Below are 17,791 nucleotides of genomic sequence, written 5' to 3' on the forward strand. Positions count from 1 at the left end.
CAATGACGCCTGTTCAGAAGAGTGCCATCCCGACCACCGCGCCGGACGCGGTGTTGTTTCGAAGTCCACAGATCTCTGATGGAGTCCGGCTCTGGGAGATCGCCAGGAACACGGAAGTGCTCGACCTCAACTCGAGTTATGCCTACCTGTTGTGGTGCAGAGATTTCAGCCGCACGTCGGTCGTCGCAGTGGTCGACGAACGAGTAGTGGGATTCGTTTCGGGCTACATCCGCCCCGAATCCCCGGCGACACTGTTTGTCTGGCAGGTCGCCGTAGACGCAGACCAGCGTGGCAAGGGAATTGCCGGACGCATGCTGGGCGCCTTGCTCGATCGTCTTGCGCCTGAAGGGATCACCCATCTCGAGACGACGATCAGCCCCGACAACGAGGCATCGATCGCGCTGTTCACCGCATTGGCGCGTCGCCGAGATACGGCGATCACCAAGCAGACGTTATTCTCGCCCAACGATTTTCCCGATGGACACGAAGCCGAAGATCTGTACACGATCGGCTAAGAGCATGCCCCGGAGGAATGCAGCAACATGACTGACAGCAGTACGACTAACGCTCATACCGATATCTTCGAGAGCCTCGAATCCGAGGTTCGCAGTTACAGCCGCGGGTGGCCCACCGTTTTCGAAACGGCGTCCGGATCGTGGATTCGCGACGAGAACGGCAAGGACTACCTCGACTTCTTCGCCGGAGCCGGCTCGCTCAACTACGGGCACAACAACCCGGTGCTCAAATCGGCACTCGTCGACTACATCGTCGGTGACGGAATCACTCACGGTCTCGACATGTCGACCGTCGCGAAACGCGAACTGCTCGAGACCTTCGAGGACAAGATCCTGAAACCGCGGGGCCTCGACTACAAAGTCCAGTTCCCCGGCCCCACCGGCACCAACACCGTCGAGGCCGCGCTGAAGCTTGCCCGTAAGGTCACGGGCCGTTCGTCGATCATCAACTTCACCAACGCGTTCCACGGCATGACGCTCGGCGCGCTCTCGGTCACCGGTAACTCGATGAAACGTGCCGGGGCCGGTATCCCACTGGTGCACGCCACTCCGATGCCGTTCGACAACTACTTCGACGGGGTCACCGAGGACTTCCACTGGTTCTCCCGGGTCCTCGACGACTCGGGCAGTGGTCTGAACCGTCCGGCCGCCGTGATCGTCGAAACCGTTCAGGGCGAAGGTGGCGTCAACGTCGCTCGGGCCGAGTGGCTGCGCGCCTTGGCGGAGCTGTGCGCGGAGCGCGACATCCTGCTGATCGTCGACGATGTTCAGATGGGTTGCGGACGCACCGGCCCGTTCTTCTCCTTCGAGATCGCCGGGATCACCCCCGACATCGTCTGCCTCTCGAAGTCGATCAGCGGTTACGGGCTCCCCATGGCGCTCACGCTGTTCAAACGCGAACTCGACGTATGGGGTCCGGGCGAGCACAACGGCACGTTCCGCGGCAACAATCCCGCTTTCGTCACCTCCAAAGTGGCCTTGGACCACTACTGGTCCGACGACGCCCTGCATCAGTCGACGCTGGCCAAGGGCGAGAAGATTCATCAGGCGTTCACCGCACTGTCCAACCAGTTCGAGGGCAAAGTGTTCACCCGCGGTCGAGGCCTCGTTCAGGGACTCGTCTTCGACGAGCCCGAGAATGCGGGCAAGGTCTGCAAACTCGCCTTCGACGAGGGACTGCTCGCCGAAACCTCCGGACCTTCCGACGAGGTGGTCAAGCTGCTACCGGCGCTCACCATCACCGACGAGGAACTCGACCACGGACTCGGCATTCTCGCCGAGGCCACCGGCAAGGTTTGCAGCTAGAGAGAGGATGGGAGTACCCATGATCGTTCGCACCACCGCAGAAATCACCGACACCGAGCGCGACATCACCAGCGAGGACGGCAATTGGCGCAGCAAGCGCATCGTCCTCGGCGGTGACAAGGTGGGCTTCTCCTTCCACGAAACGACGATCAAGGCGGGAACTGTCAACGAGTTCCACTACGCCAACCATGTCGAGGCCGTGTGGCTGGTCGAGGGCACGGGCAAATTGGTCGATCTCGACAACGACAAGGTTTACGACCTCGGACCCGGATCGATGTACCTGCTGAACGGACACGAACGGCACCGCGTCGAGCCGGAGACCGAAATGCGCATGCTCTGCGTGTTCAACCCGCCCGTGACGGGACGTGAGGTACACGACGAAAATGGTGTCTACCCGTTGATCGAGGTTCCCGCGTAGCGTCGAACCATGGCCGACGACGTTGCTGTTCCAGCTGTTGCCATCGGACCCGCCCCGGACCCGCTCCTCGAGGACGCGGTGCGCCGGGGCGGCGCCCGTCTATCGCCCTTCGAGTCCGCCGATGCGTTGGTGTGGACCGCGGGCACGATCGGGTTTCCCGACCCGCTCCCGGACAATATTCGGTGGGTGCAGCTCGATTCCGCCGGAGTCGAGCAGTGGTTCGATGCGAAACTCATCACACCCGATACCCAGATCATGTGGACGTCGGCTGCAGGTGCGTTCGCGGCCACAGTCGCCGAACATGCCCTGACGCTCCTCCTGGCCGGAGTGAGGGCGCTGCCGGAACACATGGCGGCCCGAACGTGGCGTCAGCACGATTTCTACTCCAAGGTCGGCACCCTCCGCGGTGCGACGGTCGCCATGGTGGGTGCAGGCGGCATCGGCCGGGCACTCATTCCCATGCTGTCCGCGCTCGGAGCCGACGTGATCGCCGTGAATCGCTCGGGCAGCCCCGTTCCGGGTGCCATCGAAACGCTTCCGACCACCAGGTTGAACGAGGTGTGGCCGCGGGCCGACCATTTCGTCATCGGGGCGCCCGCCACGTCCGCGACACATCACCTGGTGAGCGGTGCCGAACTGGCTCAGATGAAGTCGACGTCGTGGGTGATCAACGTGGCCCGCGGGTCGCTCATCGACACCGATGCCCTCGTGCACGCATTGCGGCACGGCAGCATCGGCGGCGCCGGACTCGATGTCACGGATCCGGAGCCGCTTCCCGACGGTCACCCGCTCTGGGAACTGCCCAATGTGATCATCACCCCCCACGATTCCAACCCGCCGTCCGTGCGTCCGCCCGCTTTCGCCGATCATGTGGCGTTGAACGTGACCCGTTTCGTTGCCGGTGAGCGGCTCACCGCCCTGATCGATCCGGTCGTCGGTTACTGACCCGGCGCTACCCTGGAGTGCGTGTTCGACCGACTGCTCGACGTACTCAGCGGCCGGCGTCTGTGTGTGGTCACCGGCGCCGGCATTTCCACGGATTCCGGAATCCCCGACTACCGGGGTCCCGACTCTCCCCCGCGCAACCCGATGACCTTCCAGCAATTCATCGGCGACCCCGACTTCCGTCGTCACTACTGGGCCCGGAATCATCTCGGCTGGCGGCACATGGACGCCGCCCGGCCCAACGCCGGTCATCGGGCCCTGGCCGGTCTCGAACACGCCGGCACCGTGCACGCGGTGATCACGCAGAACGTGGATCTGCTCCACACCAAGGCGGGCAGTCGCCGGGTCATCGATCTACATGGCACGTACGCACAGGTGCGTTGTCTCTCGTGCGGTGCACTGATCTCGCGGGCAACACTGGCCGAGCGTCTCGAGCGAGCCAACCCCGGGTTCGCCGAGACCGTGGCCGCCGCGGAGGGAGTCGAGATCGCACCGGACGCGGACGCCGTCGTCACCAGCACGGAGCACTTCCGGATGGTCGACTGTGAGGCCTGCGGCGGGCTCCTGAAACCGGACATCGTGTACTTCGGCGAGTCGGTCCCCAAGCCGAGGGTCGCGGCTGCCTACGCCGTCGTCGACGAAGCGGAAGCACTGCTGGTGGCCGGTTCGTCGCTCACCGTCATGTCAGGACTACGGTTCGTCCGGCACGCCGCCAAGCGCGCAATACCGATCGTGATCGTCAACCGTGGGTCGACGAGAGGTGACGAGTTCGCCACCCTCACACTCGATGCGGGTTGCTCGGACGCGCTGCGGGCGCTGCTCGACGCGTCCACCGCGATGTCAGCGTGACAGGCACCCCCGTCAGAGCGGTACGAGGTCGTCGGCGTGCACCACGGGTCGCTGCATCTCCGGCGGTAACTCGGTTGTCGACTTCCCCAGGATGTCGTTGATCTCGGTGGAGTCGTAAGCCACCACGCCCCGCGCTACGGGACGCTCCTCGGGGCCGAGCAGGGAAACCACGTCGCCGCCGTAGAACCGGCCCGAAACGGCAGTAATTCCCGCGGGCAGCAGCGACCGCCGCTTGGTGACGACGGCACGAACCGCGCCCTCGTCGATGTGGAGGGTTCCCTGTTCGTCCGCGGCATGCCGCACCCAGAACTTGCGTGCGGACAGCCGGGTGGGCCGGGCCGCGAAAGCTGTTCCCACGCCGGCGTCCTGCAGCGCCGCATCCGCCTCCGACGCTGCCGCGAGCAACACCGGCACACCGGCATCCGAGGCGAGACGGGCCGCGGACAGTTTGGACGCCATACCGCCCGTCCCGAGGGCACCACCCGAACCTGCGACCACTCCGTCGAGGTCCTCGGGGCTGTTCACTTCCGGGATCAGGGTGGCGTTCCCCTTGCGTGGATCGCCGTCGTAGAGGCCGTCGACGTCCGACAACAGGATGAGTGCGTCGGCACCGACCAGGTGCGCCACGAGCGCAGCGAGGCGGTCGTTGTCACCGAACCGGAGTTCGGCGGTGGCGACGGTGTCGTTCTCATTGACGATCGCGACGGCATGCAGAGCCCGCAGACGGTCCAGGGTCCGCTGGGCATTGCGATGCTGCGCACGGCGCGCGATGTCGTCGGCGGTGAGCAGCACCTGTCCCACGGTCCGGCCGTACCGGGAGAAGGACGTTCCCCAGGCGTGGGCCAGGGCCAGCTGCCCGACACTTGCGGCGGCCTGCTTGGTGGCCAGGTCGCGGGGTCGCCGCGTGAGGCCCAGCGGCGCCAGACCGGCGCCGACGGCACCGGACGACACCACGATCACGTCGGAGCCGGCACGCATCCGTGCCTCGATTGCGTCGGCCAGCGCATCGAGGCGACCCACGTCGAGGCCGCCGACCAGGCTGGTCAGCGCCGACGATCCGATCTTCACGACAATGCTGTCGGCCGACGCAATCGTGCGCCGGGTGGCGCTCACTGCTCTTCGGGGTCGAGGCCTTCGAGACCGCGACGGATCCTGTGTGCGTGCTTGCGCTCCGACGCGCCGATACGTTCCACCTGATCGAGGCGTGGGTCGGTACCGCGGCCGGTGCGAGTGAGATCGATACCTGCGGGCGTCTGAGGTTCCCAGTCGAAACTCACGTCACCGATCGTGACGGACGCGCCGGGTTCGGCTCCCTGCTTGACGAGGGCGTCCTCCACTCCGAGTCGAGCGAGACGGTCGGCCAGGTAACCCACAGCCTCGTCGTTGTCGAACTGGGTCTGCCGCACCCAGCGCTCGGGACGTGTTCCCCGCACGATGAAGCCGCCGGGCACCTCCGGGTCGGCTATAACGCTGAAGCTGTTGTCCTTGTTGGCAATCGGGCGAATTACGGGCCGCTTGGGGACTTCCGGCGGATGCGCCGTGCGGTACTCCTCGACGAGTTTCGCCAGCGCGAAGATCAGCGGACGCAATCCTTCGCGGCTCACCGCGGAGATCGTGAACACCGGCCAGCCGCGAGCCTCGAGGTCGGGGGTGACCATCTCGGCCAGCTCCGCAGCTTCCGGAATGTCCGCCTTGTTGAGGACCACGATGCGAGGACGATCGGCGAGGTCACCGAGGCTGGCGTCACTGGACAGCGCGGGTTTGTAGGCCGCGAGCTCAGCTTCGAGGGCGTCGATGTCGGAAATCGGGTCACGACCGGGGTCGAGGGTCGCACAGTCGACGACATGCGCCAGCACAGCACAGCGCTCGAGGTGGCGCAGAAAGTCCAGCCCCAGGCCACGGCCCTCGCTCGCCCCGGGGATCAACCCGGGCACGTCGGCGACGGTGAAGGTGGTGTCACCGCTGGACACGACACCGAGGTTGGGGACGAGAGTGGTGAACGGGTAGTCGGCGATCTTCGGCTTTGCCGCCGAGAGCACGGACACGAGGGAGGACTTGCCGGCCGAGGGAAAGCCTACGAGCCCGACGTCGGCGACAGACTTGAGTTCGAGGACGAGCTCGCGTTCGACGCCGTCCTCACCGAGTAGGGCAAAGCCGGGCGCCTTGCGTGCCTTGGAAGACAGCGCGGCGTTTCCGAGCCCACCACGCCCACCCTGGGCGGCCTCGAACCGGGTGCCGATACCGATGAGGTCGGCGAGAACCTTGCCGTTCTCGTCGAGGACGACGGTGCCGTCGGGGACCTTCAGAACGAGGTCTTCACCTTGGGCGCCGTCCCGGTTACTTCCCATCCCCTGCTTGCCGTTGGTGGCCTTCGCATGGGGATGGAAGTGGAAGTCGAGGAGGGTGTGGACATTGCCGTCCACCTCGAGCACCACGTCACCGCCACGCCCGCCGTTACCGCCGTCCGGGCCGCCGAGCGGCTTGAACTTCTCCCGGTGTACGGATGCGCAGCCGTTGCCGCCTTTGCCGGCGCTGACGTGCAGCACGACGCGGTCGATGAATCGGGACATGACTGCCGGATCCTTCCTCAGTCAATAAATGAACTCTGAAAAAACAATAGGGGCGGACCGGGTATCTCGACCCTGGTCCGCCCCTATTCGGGAGCTTGGTACGTCCTATGTCAGGACGGTACATACTCGCGGCAGGACTAGGCCTCTGCCGCCGCCGGAACGATGTTCACGGTCTTGCGTCCACGCTTGGTGCCGAACTCGACGGCACCGGCGGAGAGAGCGAAGAGCGTGTCGTCGCCGCCACGTCCGACGTTGACGCCGGGGTGGAAGTGGGTTCCGCGCTGACGCACCAGGATCTCGCCGGCGCTGACGGACTGACCGCCGAAGCGCTTCACGCCGAGTCGCTGTGCATTTGAATCGCGCCCGTTACGGGAGCTGGATGCACCCTTCTTATGTGCCATGTTTCTTGACCCTCCTCGGGTGAAATCAGCTCTGAAGCTCTAGTTACTTGATACCGGTGACCTTGAGGACCGTCAGCTTCTGCCTGTGGCCCTGACGCTTGTGGTAGCCGGTCTTGTTCTTGAACTTGTGAATGCGGATCTTCGGGCCCTTGGTGTGCTCGACGACCTCGCCGGTGACCGAGATGTTGGCCAGCTTGTCGGCGTCGGTGGTCAGATCGGATCCGTCGACGACGAGAACGGGAGCAAGCGAGACAGCAGTGCCGGGCTCACCCTCGATCTTCTCGACCTTGACGAGGTCACCAACAGCGACCTTGTACTGCTTTCCGCCGGTCTTGACGATCGCGTACGTTGCCATCGGAGGGCTACCCCTTGCTTCTTCGAACTTGCTCGCGCCACGAAGTGCGCGACTGGTCTGTTGGTACGGCTAGCTCGGTCGAGATCGCGCAGCCTTCACAAGTGAAGGCACAGCTGACCCTTATCGCCGAGTAGCGACTGGTCAAGGTTACAGGAAGGCAACCGTTCCATACAAACTGGGCGGATTGCCTTCCCGCAGCCTCTGATCAGTTGTCGGCGTCGACCGGCGGACCGGCGGGACGCGCCGCTGCGCGACGACGCTGCCTTCGAGGCGCGGGCTGCACACCCGTGCCGGTGGGCGAGGAACCGGCGGACCCGCTCGGTGCCAATGAGGACATCGCCGGTTCCGGAGTTGATTCCGGAGCCCTCTCCGACTCCGACTCCGACTCCGACTCCGACGAGGCAGGAATCACGAAGACGGTGCCCGCTGCCGGGGTTTCGGACACCGGTGCCGCCGCTGCCCTCGACACTCGGCGACTACGACGCCGCTGCGGAGTCACAGGTCCGGATGTCACAGCAGGTTCCGGCGCGACAGCAGGTTCCGGCGTCACAGGCTCGACCACGGGTTCCGGTGCCGTCACCGCTTCGCCGGCGGCGGCCGCCGGTGCCTCGGCAACGGCTTCTCCGATTCCGGCCAGGTCCGCCGTGGGCGCCCCTTCCGTCGTGTGCTCCGCCGCGGTGGAACCGACGAACGGTTGCTCCGTAGCTTCGGCGGCCTCCGCGGCCGGAGCATCCATCTGCGCCGCCTCGACAGCACGCGCGTCGTGCACAGCCTCGTCACGCGCGTGGTGCGCTGCCGTTTCGCGCGGCCCCTCGGGCGCTGCCGCGTCCTCGTGATGGTGGTGCGCCATCGCCAGAGCCACCGGATGCGCCCGCTTCACGGTGGCATCCACGGCCGGGACGACAGCCTCCTGCGGGGGCGTCGGCGACACATCGGCACCGGAGGACTTGTCGCGACCGCGCTTCTTGCGGGAGCCGCCGGCGTCGCCGCGGGAGGACCCGCGTGCCCCGTTGTCCTCGGAGACCTTCGCGTCGATCGGCTCGGCGTGGACGATGATTCCTCGTCCGTGGCAGTGCTCACAGGTGGTGGAGAACGCCTCGACGAGGCCGGTACCCAACTTCTTGCGGGTCATCTGCACCAGGCCGAGGGACGTGACCTCCGACACCTGGTGGCGGGTGCGGTCGCGGCCCAGGGCCTCGGTGAGACGCCGCAGCACCAGGTCCCGGTTCGATTCGAGCACCATATCGATGAAGTCGACGACGATCATGCCGCCGATGTCGCGCAGGCGCATCTGCCGCACGATCTCCTCGGCGGCTTCGAGGTTGTTACGAGTGACGGTCTCCTCGAGGTTGCCGCCGGCACCCGTGAACTTGCCGGTGTTGACGTCGACCACGGTCATGGCCTCGGTGCGATCGATCACGAGCGTGCCACCCGACGGCAACCACACCTTGCGGTCCAGCGCCTTGGCCAGTTGCTCATCGATGCGGTGCGCTTCGAAGACGTCGACACCGTTGTGCCCGGTGTGCTGCTCGAGCCGCGGCAAGAGGTCGGGAGCCACGGACTTGATGTAGGACTCGACCGTCGACCACGCCTTCTCACCCTCGATGACGAGTTTGGAGAAGTCCTCGTTGAACAGGTCGCGAATCACCTTGACCAGCAGGTCCGGCTCCTCGTAGAGGGCCTGCGGGTTCCCGGACTTGCCGGCGTCCGCCTTGGCGGCCTGCTCTTCGATTCCCGCCCACTGCTCCTGCAGACGGGTGACGTCACGCGCCAGCTCTTCCTCGCTCACACCTTCGGAGGCGGTGCGGATGATCACACCGGCGTCCGCCGGAACGATGTCGCGGAGGATGTCCTTGAGTCGCTTGCGTTCCGTGTCGGGCAGCTTGCGGCTGATTCCTGTGGAGGTGCCGCCCGGCACATACACGAGGAATCGGCCGGCAAGGCTGATCTGCGTGGTCAGCCGCGCACCCTTGTGCCCGACCGGATCCTTGCTCACCTGCACAAGGACCTGGTCGCCCGGCTTGAGCGCCTGCTCGATCTTGCGGGAGTTCCCGCCGAGCCCGGCGGCCTCCCAGTTGACCTCACCCGCATACAAGACGCCGTTACGGCCGCGGCCGATGTCGATGAACGCCGCCTCCATGCTGGGCAGAACGTTCTGGACGCGTCCGAGGTACACGTTCCCGACCATGGAGGCCGATGCGGACGTGGTCACGAAGTGCTCGACGAGAACCCCGTCCTCGAGAACCGCGACCTGCGTGGTGGCGTGGGGTTGCCCGGTAGCGATCCGGTCACGGACCACCATGACGCGGTCCACCGCCTCGCGGCGAGCCAGGAATTCGGATTCGGTGAGGATCGGCGGGCGACGGCGGCCGGCATCGCGACCGTCGCGGCGACGCTGACGCTTCGCCTCGAGTCGTGTCGACCCGGTGATGCCTTGGACTTCGTCCTTCGCCCGGCTCTTGTTGCGGGGTTCACGCTCGTGGACGACGGTGTTGGGCGGATCGTCCTCGGAAACGCTCTCGCCGGAAGCATCGGTACCCGACTTGCGCCGACGACGGCGGCGACGGCGACGGCTCGAACCGTCCGAGTCGGCGTCGCCGGACTCTTCGTCACCGGTCTGATCCACGTCCGTCTCGTCCGACTCCGCGGCCTCGGCCGGCTCCTTCTCGGCTGCGTCGGCGGATTCGCGGGCAGGCTTGTCGGCGGTCGTCTCGTCCCCCGCCGTCTCTTCCCCTGTCTGCTCGACCGTGTCGACAGAGTCCGAGGACTCGGTGTCGGAGTCGGTCTCGGTGCCCTGCTCGTTCTGCTGCTCGCCGCGGCCACGGCCACGGCCGCGACGTCCCCGGCGGCGCCGCCGCGGCTGGTCGCCATCGGCATCGGCATCGTCGGATTCGGCTTCTGTGGTTCCGGTGTCGGCGGACCGTGCGGGCTCAGCGGGGACGTCCCGCTTCTCGGGGGCGGGTTGCGCCTGTTCGGAAGCGGCGTCCGGCGTTCCGGCGTCCCGGCGGCTGCGACGACGACGCGGCGTCTCGACCGCAGCGGGGTCGGGCTGCAGGAACAACGGAACCTGCGCGACGGCGGGAGTGGTCTCGGGGGCGGGCTCCGCGGCGGGGGCTTCGACCTCGTACGCCGAGGTCGTGAACAGGTCGCGGCCGAGTTCCTTCTCAGCCCGTACCTGGTCGGGCGCGCTCGCCTCGGGTGCGGCGTCCTCGACTGCCGCCGCCGGCTCGGCTGCAGCTACCGGCTCGGCCTCGACGACCTGATCGGCTTCAGCTGTCGGCTCGGCTGCAGCTACCGGCTCGGCTTCGACGGCCTGCTCCGGTTCGGAAACGGCCTGCTCAGCGGCGACTGCCGGTTCTGGTTCAGCCGCCTGCTCGGGCTCAGGAACGGCCGGTTCTGCCTCGACCACCGGCTCAGGGACGTCGGTGGGCGCGAACGCTGCGTACACGCGCTCGGCTACCTCACGTTGAAGACTGGACTGCGCGCTGCGCAGTTCGGTTCCGAGGGCCGCAGCCTCGGCGAGAACCTGCTTGCTGGTGACGCCCAGGATCTTGGCCAGAGCGTGGACGCGCATCTTTTCCGGAAGAACAGGAACCGTACGTCCTGCGCTGTCGGCGTTCGGTTCTGAATTTGTGGGCGGCGCTTGATCGGCCACGTAGTCTCCTCAGCCCCCGGGCGCGTCCACTCCCCTGTCTGGGAATGTCACGCGGCCACGCGAGGGCGCAGTGTGTGTACTCGCGCCACTGCTGTGAGCGCGAGATTGTCTGGTCTCGCTCCACACGGCGCATGCAGTGTCCGTTTTCACTGCACATCCATGTAGTGCCTTGCGGATGGCGGGAGTCCGCGACGCGAGCGCCTGATCATCCAGCTTGCCGATACGCCCAGGTACTTCCTGTTGACGCAGGGGCAGCGATGAAGGGCATCGAGCCGAGGTGTCATCCGGTCGAAGCCGCGTGAAGCACAATTTGCGGTTCAACCGCCCTCAGTATCCCACACGTGTGCCGCACTCCGTGCCAGCGGCGCACCGATCCGTCTGCAACACGTTCTGACGGACGCCACGCCGCGGCGCGGGAAGCATTGGTCAGCGTGAGGCGAGGTGCGGGAACCAGAGGGCGATCTCCCGCTCGGCCGACTCGACCGAGTCGGAACCGTGAACCAGATTGTGCTGGGCTTCCAGCCCGAAGTCGCCGCGGATCGTTCCCGGCAACGCCTTCTCCACGGGGTCGGTGCCGCCGGCCAGCTGACGGAACGCTGCGATTGCCCGCGGACCCTCGAGTACCGCCGCGACGAGCGGTCCCGAGGTGATGAACTCGAGCAGGCTCGGGTAGAACGGACGTCCTTCGTGTTCGGCGTAGTGGGTTGCCGCGACGTCGGTGGGTGCGGTGCGCATGTCGAGCGCAGAGATCGTCAAACCCTTCCGCTCGATCCGACCGAGGATTTCTCCTACATATCCGCGGGCAACAGCATCGGGCTTGATCAGTACAAGGGTGCGCTCAGTCACGGCGGACAGCCTAAATGGTCAGTCCCGTTGCCCAGGAAGCAGGCCCCGCTCCATTCTTTCTCGGACATTCTTCCGAAAGTAGAGAAGGTATCCCCACAGGATGGCGAAGACCACGCCGACCGCGCCGATCGACACGTGCACGAAGAAGCCGAAAAGGAGCGCGACCTGCAGCAAGAGGTTGTAGGTCATCGCCCAGGACCGGCCTTGCAGGCCGGCTCCGAGGATCATCAGCACGGCGAGGCCCACCAAGTAGGAACCCGACACCCAGGTGATTCCACCACCCACGGTGGCGACGACGGGCAGGGCGAGCAGCACGACGATCGCTTCGAGAACCAGCGATCCGGCGACCACACCGCGGAAACCTTTCCAGGGATCCTTGGCCGGCGGGCCGAAGTCCGGGGCACTCGAATCTGGCTCGCTCACGCTGGGTCCTTTCCGAAGAGGGTGCGGGCCGAACCGGCGGTCACCACGGATCCGGTGACCACCACGCCCGCACCCGATACTGCCTCACCCGGTTCCGCAACTTCCTCGGCCAGACCGATGGCTGTCTCCAGCGCATCCGCAAGAGTGGGAGACACGACGACGCGCTCGTCACCGAATTTCGCGACCGCCCGATTAGCGAGGTCCTCGACGTCCATGGCTCGAGGCGAGCCGTTGTGGGTCACCACAAGTTCGTCGAAAACGGGCTCCAGCGCGGCGAGGATGCCCTCGACGTCCTTGTCCCCCATGACGCTGACGACCCCGACGAGCTTGCGGAAGTCGAACTCGGCGGTGAGCGCCGCGGCGAGCGCCCGTGCGCCGTCGGGGTTGTGGGCGGCGTCGAGGAAGACGGTGGGGGCGCTACGCACACGCTCGAGGCGACCGGGGTTGACCACCGAGGCGAAGGCCGCCCGAATCGCCTCCTGATCGAGTTGGCGGTCGGGGCCGGCACCGAAGAACGCCTCGACGGCAGCCAGTGCGAGAGAGGCGTTGCGCGCCTGATGTTCTCCGTGTAGTGGCAGGAAGATGTCCGTGTACACGCCGCCGAGGCCCTGCAGTTCCAACTGCTGACCCCCGACGGCGATCTGCCGCGCCAGGACAGTGAATTCGGCCCCTTCCCGAGCCACGGCAGCGTCGACCTCCACGGCTCGACGCAGGAGCACGTCCATGACCTCGGGCGTCTGCTCGGCGATGATGGCGACCACGTCGCGCGGCACGAGGGCATCCTCGCGACCCTTCTTGATGATCCCGGCCTTCTCCGCGGCAATTCCGGCGAGATCGTCACCGAGATACTCGGCATGGTCGAGGCTGACAGGTGTGATCACGGCGACCTCGCCGTCGATCACATTCGTCGCGTCCCAGCGTCCGCCGAGACCCACCTCCACCACGGCCACATCGACCGGCGCTTCGGCGAAGGCAGAGTAGGCCATCGCGGTGAGTACTTCGAACTTGCTCATCCGCGGCCCACCCGCAGCTTCCGACTGCTGGTCGATCATCTGGACGTAGGGTTCGATCTCGCGGTAGGTGTCGACGTACCGCCGGGGTGACACCGGACGCCCGTCGATACTGATCCGCTCCGTGGCGAGCTGCAGGTGGGGACTGGTGGTGCGTCCCGTCCGGCGGTGCAGTGCGGTCAGCAGGGCGTCGATCATCCGCGTCACCGACGTCTTGCCGTTGGTTCCGGTGACATGGATAGCGGGGTATCCCCTGTGTGGCGAACCGAGCACGTCCATCAACGCTGCGATGCGAGTGAGAGAGGGTTCGATCTTCGTCTCGGGCCAGCGTTTGTCGAGTTCCGCCTCGACCAATGCCAGTTCGGCGAGGTCGACCGGGCTGACTTTCTCCGGTGTGGAGTCGGGCGAGGTCACGCGCCTTCCAGCTCCTTCAGTCGCTTGGTGATGCGTTCGATCTCTTCGGTGGCGATTTGCCGACGGGTGCGGATCTTCTCCACGACAGCGTCGGGAGCCTTCGCCAGGAAGGCCTCGTTGGACAGCTTTGCGGCAGTGCCCGCGAGTTCCTTCTCTGCCGCAGCGAGGTCTTTCTCGAGCCGGGCCTTCTCCGCGCCGAGGTCGACGTTTCCGGAGGTGTCGAGGTCGACGGTGACGGTGCCCTTGCTGAGGCGCACCTCGACGGACGCCGATACCGCGAAACCCTCCTCCGGCGCCGTCAGCCGTGCCAGCGACGTGATGGCGGCGACCTGGGTGTTCAGGTCCGCCTCCACGATGCCGCTCACGCGGGCAGGCACGCGCTGCGAGGGCTTGAGCCCCTGATCACTGCGGAAACGGCGCACCTCGGTCACGAGGCGCTGCATGTCCTCGATGCGCTGGGCTGCAACCGGATCCGCCGCCGCGCCGGTGCTCTGCGGCCATTCTGCGACAACGACGGATTCACCGCCCGTCAGCGCCTTCCACAGCGTTTCGGTGACGAACGGGATCACCGGATGCAGCAGCCGGAGCACAGCGTCCAGCACGGTGCCCAGAACGCTTCGGGTGGTCGCGGCAACGGTGTCGTTGTCGGCGAACTGCACCTTGGCCAACTCGAGATACCAGTCGCAGACCTCATCCCACGCGAAGTGGAAAAGCGCCTCGCAGGCCTTGCTGAACTCGTAACGGTCGAAAGCTGCATCGACCTCGCCGCGCACCTGCTCGAGACGGTCGAGGATCCACCGGTCGGCGTCGGTCAGCTCCTCACGATCGGGAAGCGGAGCGGGCGCAGCGCCGTTCATCAACGCGAACTTGGTCGCGTTGAACAGTTTGGTGGCGAAGTTCCGCGACGATTGCGCGTGATCCTCGCCGACAGACAGGTCACTGCCGGGGTTGGCACCGCGGGCGAGAGTGAAGCGGAGCGCATCGGCGCCGAAGCGGTCGACCCAGTCGAGGGGATCGATACCATTGCCCCGCGACTTCGACATCTTCTTGCCGAACTGGTCTCGGACGAGGCCGTGCAGGAAAACGTCCTCGAACGGAACCTGCGGGCCGGACTTTCCGGCCGCAAGGGCTTCGTCCTCCGACACGTAGGTGCCGAACATCATCATCCGCGCCACCCAGAAGAACAGGATGTCGTACCCGGTGACGAGAACGCTGGTGGGATAGAACTTTTCGAGCTCGGGGGTCTTCTCCGGCCAGCCCATGGTCGAGAACGGCCACAGTCCGGAAGAGAACCAGGTGTCGAGAACATCGGGATCCTGCTCCCAGCCCTCGGGTGCGTTCTCGTCGGGCCCGAAGCATTCCACCTGACCGTCGGGTCCGTACCAGATGGGAATCCGGTGGCCCCACCACAGCTGGCGCGAAATGCACCAGTCGTGCATGTCGTCGACCCAGGCGAACCATCGCGGCTCCTGGCTCGTCGGGTGGATCACGGTGTCGCCGTTGCGCACCGCATCGCCGGCCGCCTTCGCGAGGGACTCGACCTTCACCCACCACTGCAGCGACAGGCGCGGCTCGATGGACTCACCGCTGCGCTCCGAATGGCCGACACTGTGAAGGTAGGGGCGCTTCTCGGCGACAACGCGGCCCTGCTCGGCCAGCGCCTCCCGCACCTTGACCCGCGCCTCGAAACGATCGAGTCCGTCGAATTGAGTTCCTGTGTCGGCAATTTTGCCGGTCTTGTCCATGATGGTCGGCATCGGCAGGTTGTGCCGAAGACCCATCTCGAAGTCGTTGGGGTCGTGCGCCGGGGTGATCTTCACTGCGCCGGTACCGAATTCGGGATCGACGTACTCGTCCGCGATGATCGGGATGTCGCGCCCCGTGAAGGGGTGCTCGAGCGTCGTTCCGATCAGGTGCTTGTACCGCTCGTCGTCCGGGTGGACGGCCACGGCGGTATCACCGAGCATCGTCTCCACGCGGGTGGTGGCGACCACGACGTGCGGGTCGTCGTCGTTCAACGAGCCGTAACGAAGCGACACCAGCTCGCCCTCGACGTCCTCGAACTTCACCTCGATGTCGGAGATGGCGGTCTGCAGCACGGGCGACCAGTTGACGAGACGCTCGGCCCGGTAGATGAGTCCGTCGTCGTACATCCGCTTGAACATGGTCTGGACGGCCCGGGACAGTCCCTCGTCCATGGTGAAACGGTCGCGACTCCAGTCGACGCTGTCACCGATGCGGCGCATCTGCCCACCGATGGTTCCGCCGGACTCGCGTTTCCAGTCCCACACCTTTTCGATGAAGAGTTCGCGGCCGAAATCTTCCTTCGTTTTGCCGTCGGCGGCGAGCTGCTTTTCCACCACGCTCTGGGTGGCGATGCCGGCGTGGTCCATGCCGGGCAGCCACAACACTTCGTAGCCCTGCATGCGCTTGCGGCGACTCAGGGCGTCCATCAACGTGTGGTCGAGTGCGTGACCCATGTGCAGACTGCCGGTCACGTTGGGCGGCGGCAGCACGATGGAGTAACCGGGCTTGCTGCTGGAAGGATCCGCACGGAAGTAACCGGCGTCTACCCAGCCCTGATACAGGTCGGCCTCGACGGAGCTGGGATCCCAGCTCTTCGGGAGGGCATCGGCGCGGTTCTGGGAATTTTCGGGAGCTGCACTGGTCACCCGTCGAGTCTAGTGAACGCGGACGCGGCCCTCGAACGTGCGGGCCGCCGAGAGCGACCGACAGCGGTGTAGGGCTGCCGACTGCTGCTCTCTACCGGTCGCTGAACAGTGTGAGGTGAATCTCGGTTGCCGTGGGATGGTGGGCGTCCACGGACTGCGCCGGCTCGTCGCCCTCGTCTCCACGCGGGAGAGGCGTGGTTCCGGCGGGCGGGTGCTGCTCGGAGAAGAGCTGCACATGCTGGTTGGTCAAGGTTTCCTCCGGTTCGTCTGCCGTAGCGGGCCGCGGCAGTTCCGCTGATTGAAGCGGGTGGGGGCCGTGTACACATCTCCGGGTTTCCGAGATTCGGTCCGGCCTCTATGTCGAGTATGCCCCCAACTCGCTGCGGACCGCGCAGTTGACGCTGCAACACGCGCACCAATCGTTCGCTACGACCGCTCGGCGTCCCGCTTTGCGATCGCAAGCTGCATTTCCCAGCCTCGGGAATTGTCGTCGAGAGCGGCAGCCCGTCGTTCTGCACTCGCAAACAGTGCGTCGAATCCACTCTCGACGACCCGCAGCATCGTGCCGTCGCGGTGCTCGGACAGGAATAATTCGACCAGCGTGGAGTTGCCGTCGTTCAGGGGCGTACCAGGCTCGTCTCCCCCACGGAACGAGACGTAGTGCGGAGCGTCGGCCCGGACGGGCAGAACGGGGAACCGTCCGTACGGCGGGTATTCGACCACGTAGACGTCGCCTTCCCGAACGATGGTGCGTGCACTCGGGTCTCCGTCACCGATGAACCAGCCGGGCTCGCTCACCAGCCGGTACACCCGCTCCACCGGGGCCGCGATGAAGATTTCGCGTTCGATCCGGTCGGTCGACACCTCGGAAGTGCTCATGATCATCCTCACCTCGCCGCATATGTGCTACCTCAGGGTTGCACATCGATCGCCGTTGCGCAACCCACTGGTTGCACAGAGGGCGAGGTGTCGGGGTCCTTCAACGGAAAACCGCACCGCACCCCCGAACGGCGGTGCGGTGCGGTTCCCGAAGCAGTGTCAGCTGAAGTGAGCCAGCAGGGCGTCACGCTGGCGATCACCCAGGCCACGAAGGCGCCGAGTCGGGGCGATCTCGAGGTTGGCCATGATTTCCTGAGCCTTGACCTTGCCGATCTTGGGCAGAGCCTCGAGGATGGCGCTCACCTTGGTCTTGCCGATGATGTCATCCACGTCGGCCTTGGACAGGACCTGCTTGAGAGTGACGTCACCCGACTTGAGCTTGCCCTTCAGTTCTGCACGCGCACGTCGAGCGGCTGCGGCCTTCTCGAGAGCTGCGGCCCGCTGTTCGTCAGTGAGCTGGGGAAGTGCCACGATGTCTCCTTCATTTCGGGGTGCTTATCGAACACCGTAGCGAGAGAATCGCTACTTCACGTC

Annotated in this window: 17 protein-coding genes; 5 read left to right on the plus strand and 12 right to left on the minus strand. The window is 65.8% G+C overall.

Annotated features, from left to right (window positions below):
* Positions 1–2 precede the first annotated feature (2 nt).
* The 5 genes from ectA to JQT59_RS26215 are packed head-to-tail and all read left to right on the plus strand — an operon-like array spanning position 3 to position 4,032.
* A complete protein-coding gene (ectA, locus tag JQT59_RS26195) occupies positions 3–515 on the plus strand; it encodes a diaminobutyrate acetyltransferase (protein WP_213578107.1) in 513 nt (170 codons plus the stop codon).
* 27 nt (positions 516–542) lie between these two features.
* The gene (gene ectB, locus JQT59_RS26200) at positions 543–1,820 is read left to right on the plus strand and encodes a diaminobutyrate--2-oxoglutarate transaminase (protein ID WP_213572563.1); all 1,278 of its coding nucleotides are present in this window, start codon (positions 543–545) and stop codon (positions 1,818–1,820) included.
* 19 nt (positions 1,821–1,839) lie between these two features.
* Positions 1,840–2,238, plus strand: coding sequence for an ectoine synthase (locus JQT59_RS26205; RefSeq protein WP_109328926.1), 399 nt, complete (start codon positions 1,840–1,842; stop codon positions 2,236–2,238).
* Positions 2,239–2,247: 9 nt separating this feature from the next.
* Positions 2,248–3,183, plus strand: coding sequence for a D-isomer specific 2-hydroxyacid dehydrogenase family protein (locus JQT59_RS26210; RefSeq protein ID WP_213572564.1), 936 nt, complete (start codon positions 2,248–2,250; stop codon positions 3,181–3,183).
* Between the two features lie 21 nt (positions 3,184–3,204).
* A complete protein-coding gene (locus tag JQT59_RS26215) occupies positions 3,205–4,032 on the plus strand; it encodes an NAD-dependent protein deacetylase (protein WP_213572565.1) in 828 nt (275 codons plus the stop codon).
* Between the two features lie 12 nt (positions 4,033–4,044).
* Here the strand turns inward: JQT59_RS26215 and proB are convergent, their stop codons facing one another.
* From proB to mihF, 12 genes are all read right to left on the minus strand, one after another.
* Complete coding sequence (gene proB / locus JQT59_RS26220; RefSeq protein WP_213572566.1) at positions 4,045–5,145, minus strand: glutamate 5-kinase; 1,101 nt, start codon at positions 5,143–5,145, stop codon at positions 4,045–4,047.
* A complete protein-coding gene (obgE, locus tag JQT59_RS26225; RefSeq protein WP_213572567.1) occupies positions 5,142–6,602 on the minus strand; it encodes a GTPase ObgE in 1,461 nt (486 codons plus the stop codon). Before obgE ends, proB begins: the two co-directional genes overlap by 4 nt.
* A gap of 137 nt (positions 6,603–6,739) precedes the next feature.
* On the minus strand, positions 6,740–7,003 hold the full coding sequence (gene rpmA / locus JQT59_RS26230; protein ID WP_005248077.1) for a 50S ribosomal protein L27: 264 nt from the start codon (positions 7,001–7,003) through the stop codon (positions 6,740–6,742).
* A gap of 43 nt (positions 7,004–7,046) precedes the next feature.
* Positions 7,047–7,358: a 50S ribosomal protein L21 gene (gene rplU / locus JQT59_RS26235; protein ID WP_109328917.1), complete on the minus strand. Its 312-nt coding sequence runs from the start codon at positions 7,356–7,358 to the stop codon at positions 7,047–7,049.
* A gap of 205 nt (positions 7,359–7,563) precedes the next feature.
* Positions 7,564–11,013, minus strand: a complete 3,450-nt coding sequence (locus JQT59_RS26240) for a translation initiation factor IF-2 N-terminal domain-containing protein (RefSeq protein ID WP_213572568.1) — start codon at positions 11,011–11,013, stop codon at positions 7,564–7,566.
* Between the two features lie 426 nt (positions 11,014–11,439).
* Positions 11,440–11,859: a nucleoside-diphosphate kinase gene (ndk, locus tag JQT59_RS26245; protein ID WP_213572569.1), complete on the minus strand. Its 420-nt coding sequence runs from the start codon at positions 11,857–11,859 to the stop codon at positions 11,440–11,442.
* A gap of 18 nt (positions 11,860–11,877) precedes the next feature.
* The gene (locus tag JQT59_RS26250) at positions 11,878–12,282 is read right to left on the minus strand and encodes a DUF4233 domain-containing protein (protein ID WP_109328911.1); all 405 of its coding nucleotides are present in this window, start codon (positions 12,280–12,282) and stop codon (positions 11,878–11,880) included.
* Complete coding sequence (folC, locus tag JQT59_RS26255) at positions 12,279–13,706, minus strand: bifunctional tetrahydrofolate synthase/dihydrofolate synthase (protein WP_213572570.1); 1,428 nt, start codon at positions 13,704–13,706, stop codon at positions 12,279–12,281. The genes JQT59_RS26250 and folC overlap by 4 nt, the downstream gene beginning before the upstream one ends.
* Entirely contained in the window at positions 13,703–16,378 is a 2,676-nt protein-coding gene (locus tag JQT59_RS26260; RefSeq protein WP_213572571.1) for a valine--tRNA ligase, read from the minus strand. Before JQT59_RS26260 ends, folC begins: the two co-directional genes overlap by 4 nt.
* Positions 16,379–16,469: 91 nt before the next feature.
* On the minus strand, positions 16,470–16,628 hold the full coding sequence (locus JQT59_RS26265) for a hypothetical protein (protein WP_213572572.1): 159 nt from the start codon (positions 16,626–16,628) through the stop codon (positions 16,470–16,472).
* Positions 16,629–16,804: 176 nt separating this feature from the next.
* Complete coding sequence (locus JQT59_RS26270) at positions 16,805–17,257, minus strand: SRPBCC family protein (RefSeq protein WP_502939739.1); 453 nt, start codon at positions 17,255–17,257, stop codon at positions 16,805–16,807.
* Positions 17,258–17,416: 159 nt separating this feature from the next.
* A complete protein-coding gene (mihF, locus tag JQT59_RS26275) occupies positions 17,417–17,728 on the minus strand; it encodes an integration host factor, actinobacterial type (protein ID WP_109328903.1) in 312 nt (103 codons plus the stop codon).
* Positions 17,729–17,791 lie beyond the last annotated feature (63 nt).

The sequence above is a fragment of the Rhodococcus sp. USK13 genome, from assembly GCF_018343855.1.
GTDB classification, from domain to species: domain Bacteria; phylum Actinomycetota; class Actinomycetes; order Mycobacteriales; family Mycobacteriaceae; genus Rhodococcus_F; species Rhodococcus_F oxybenzonivorans.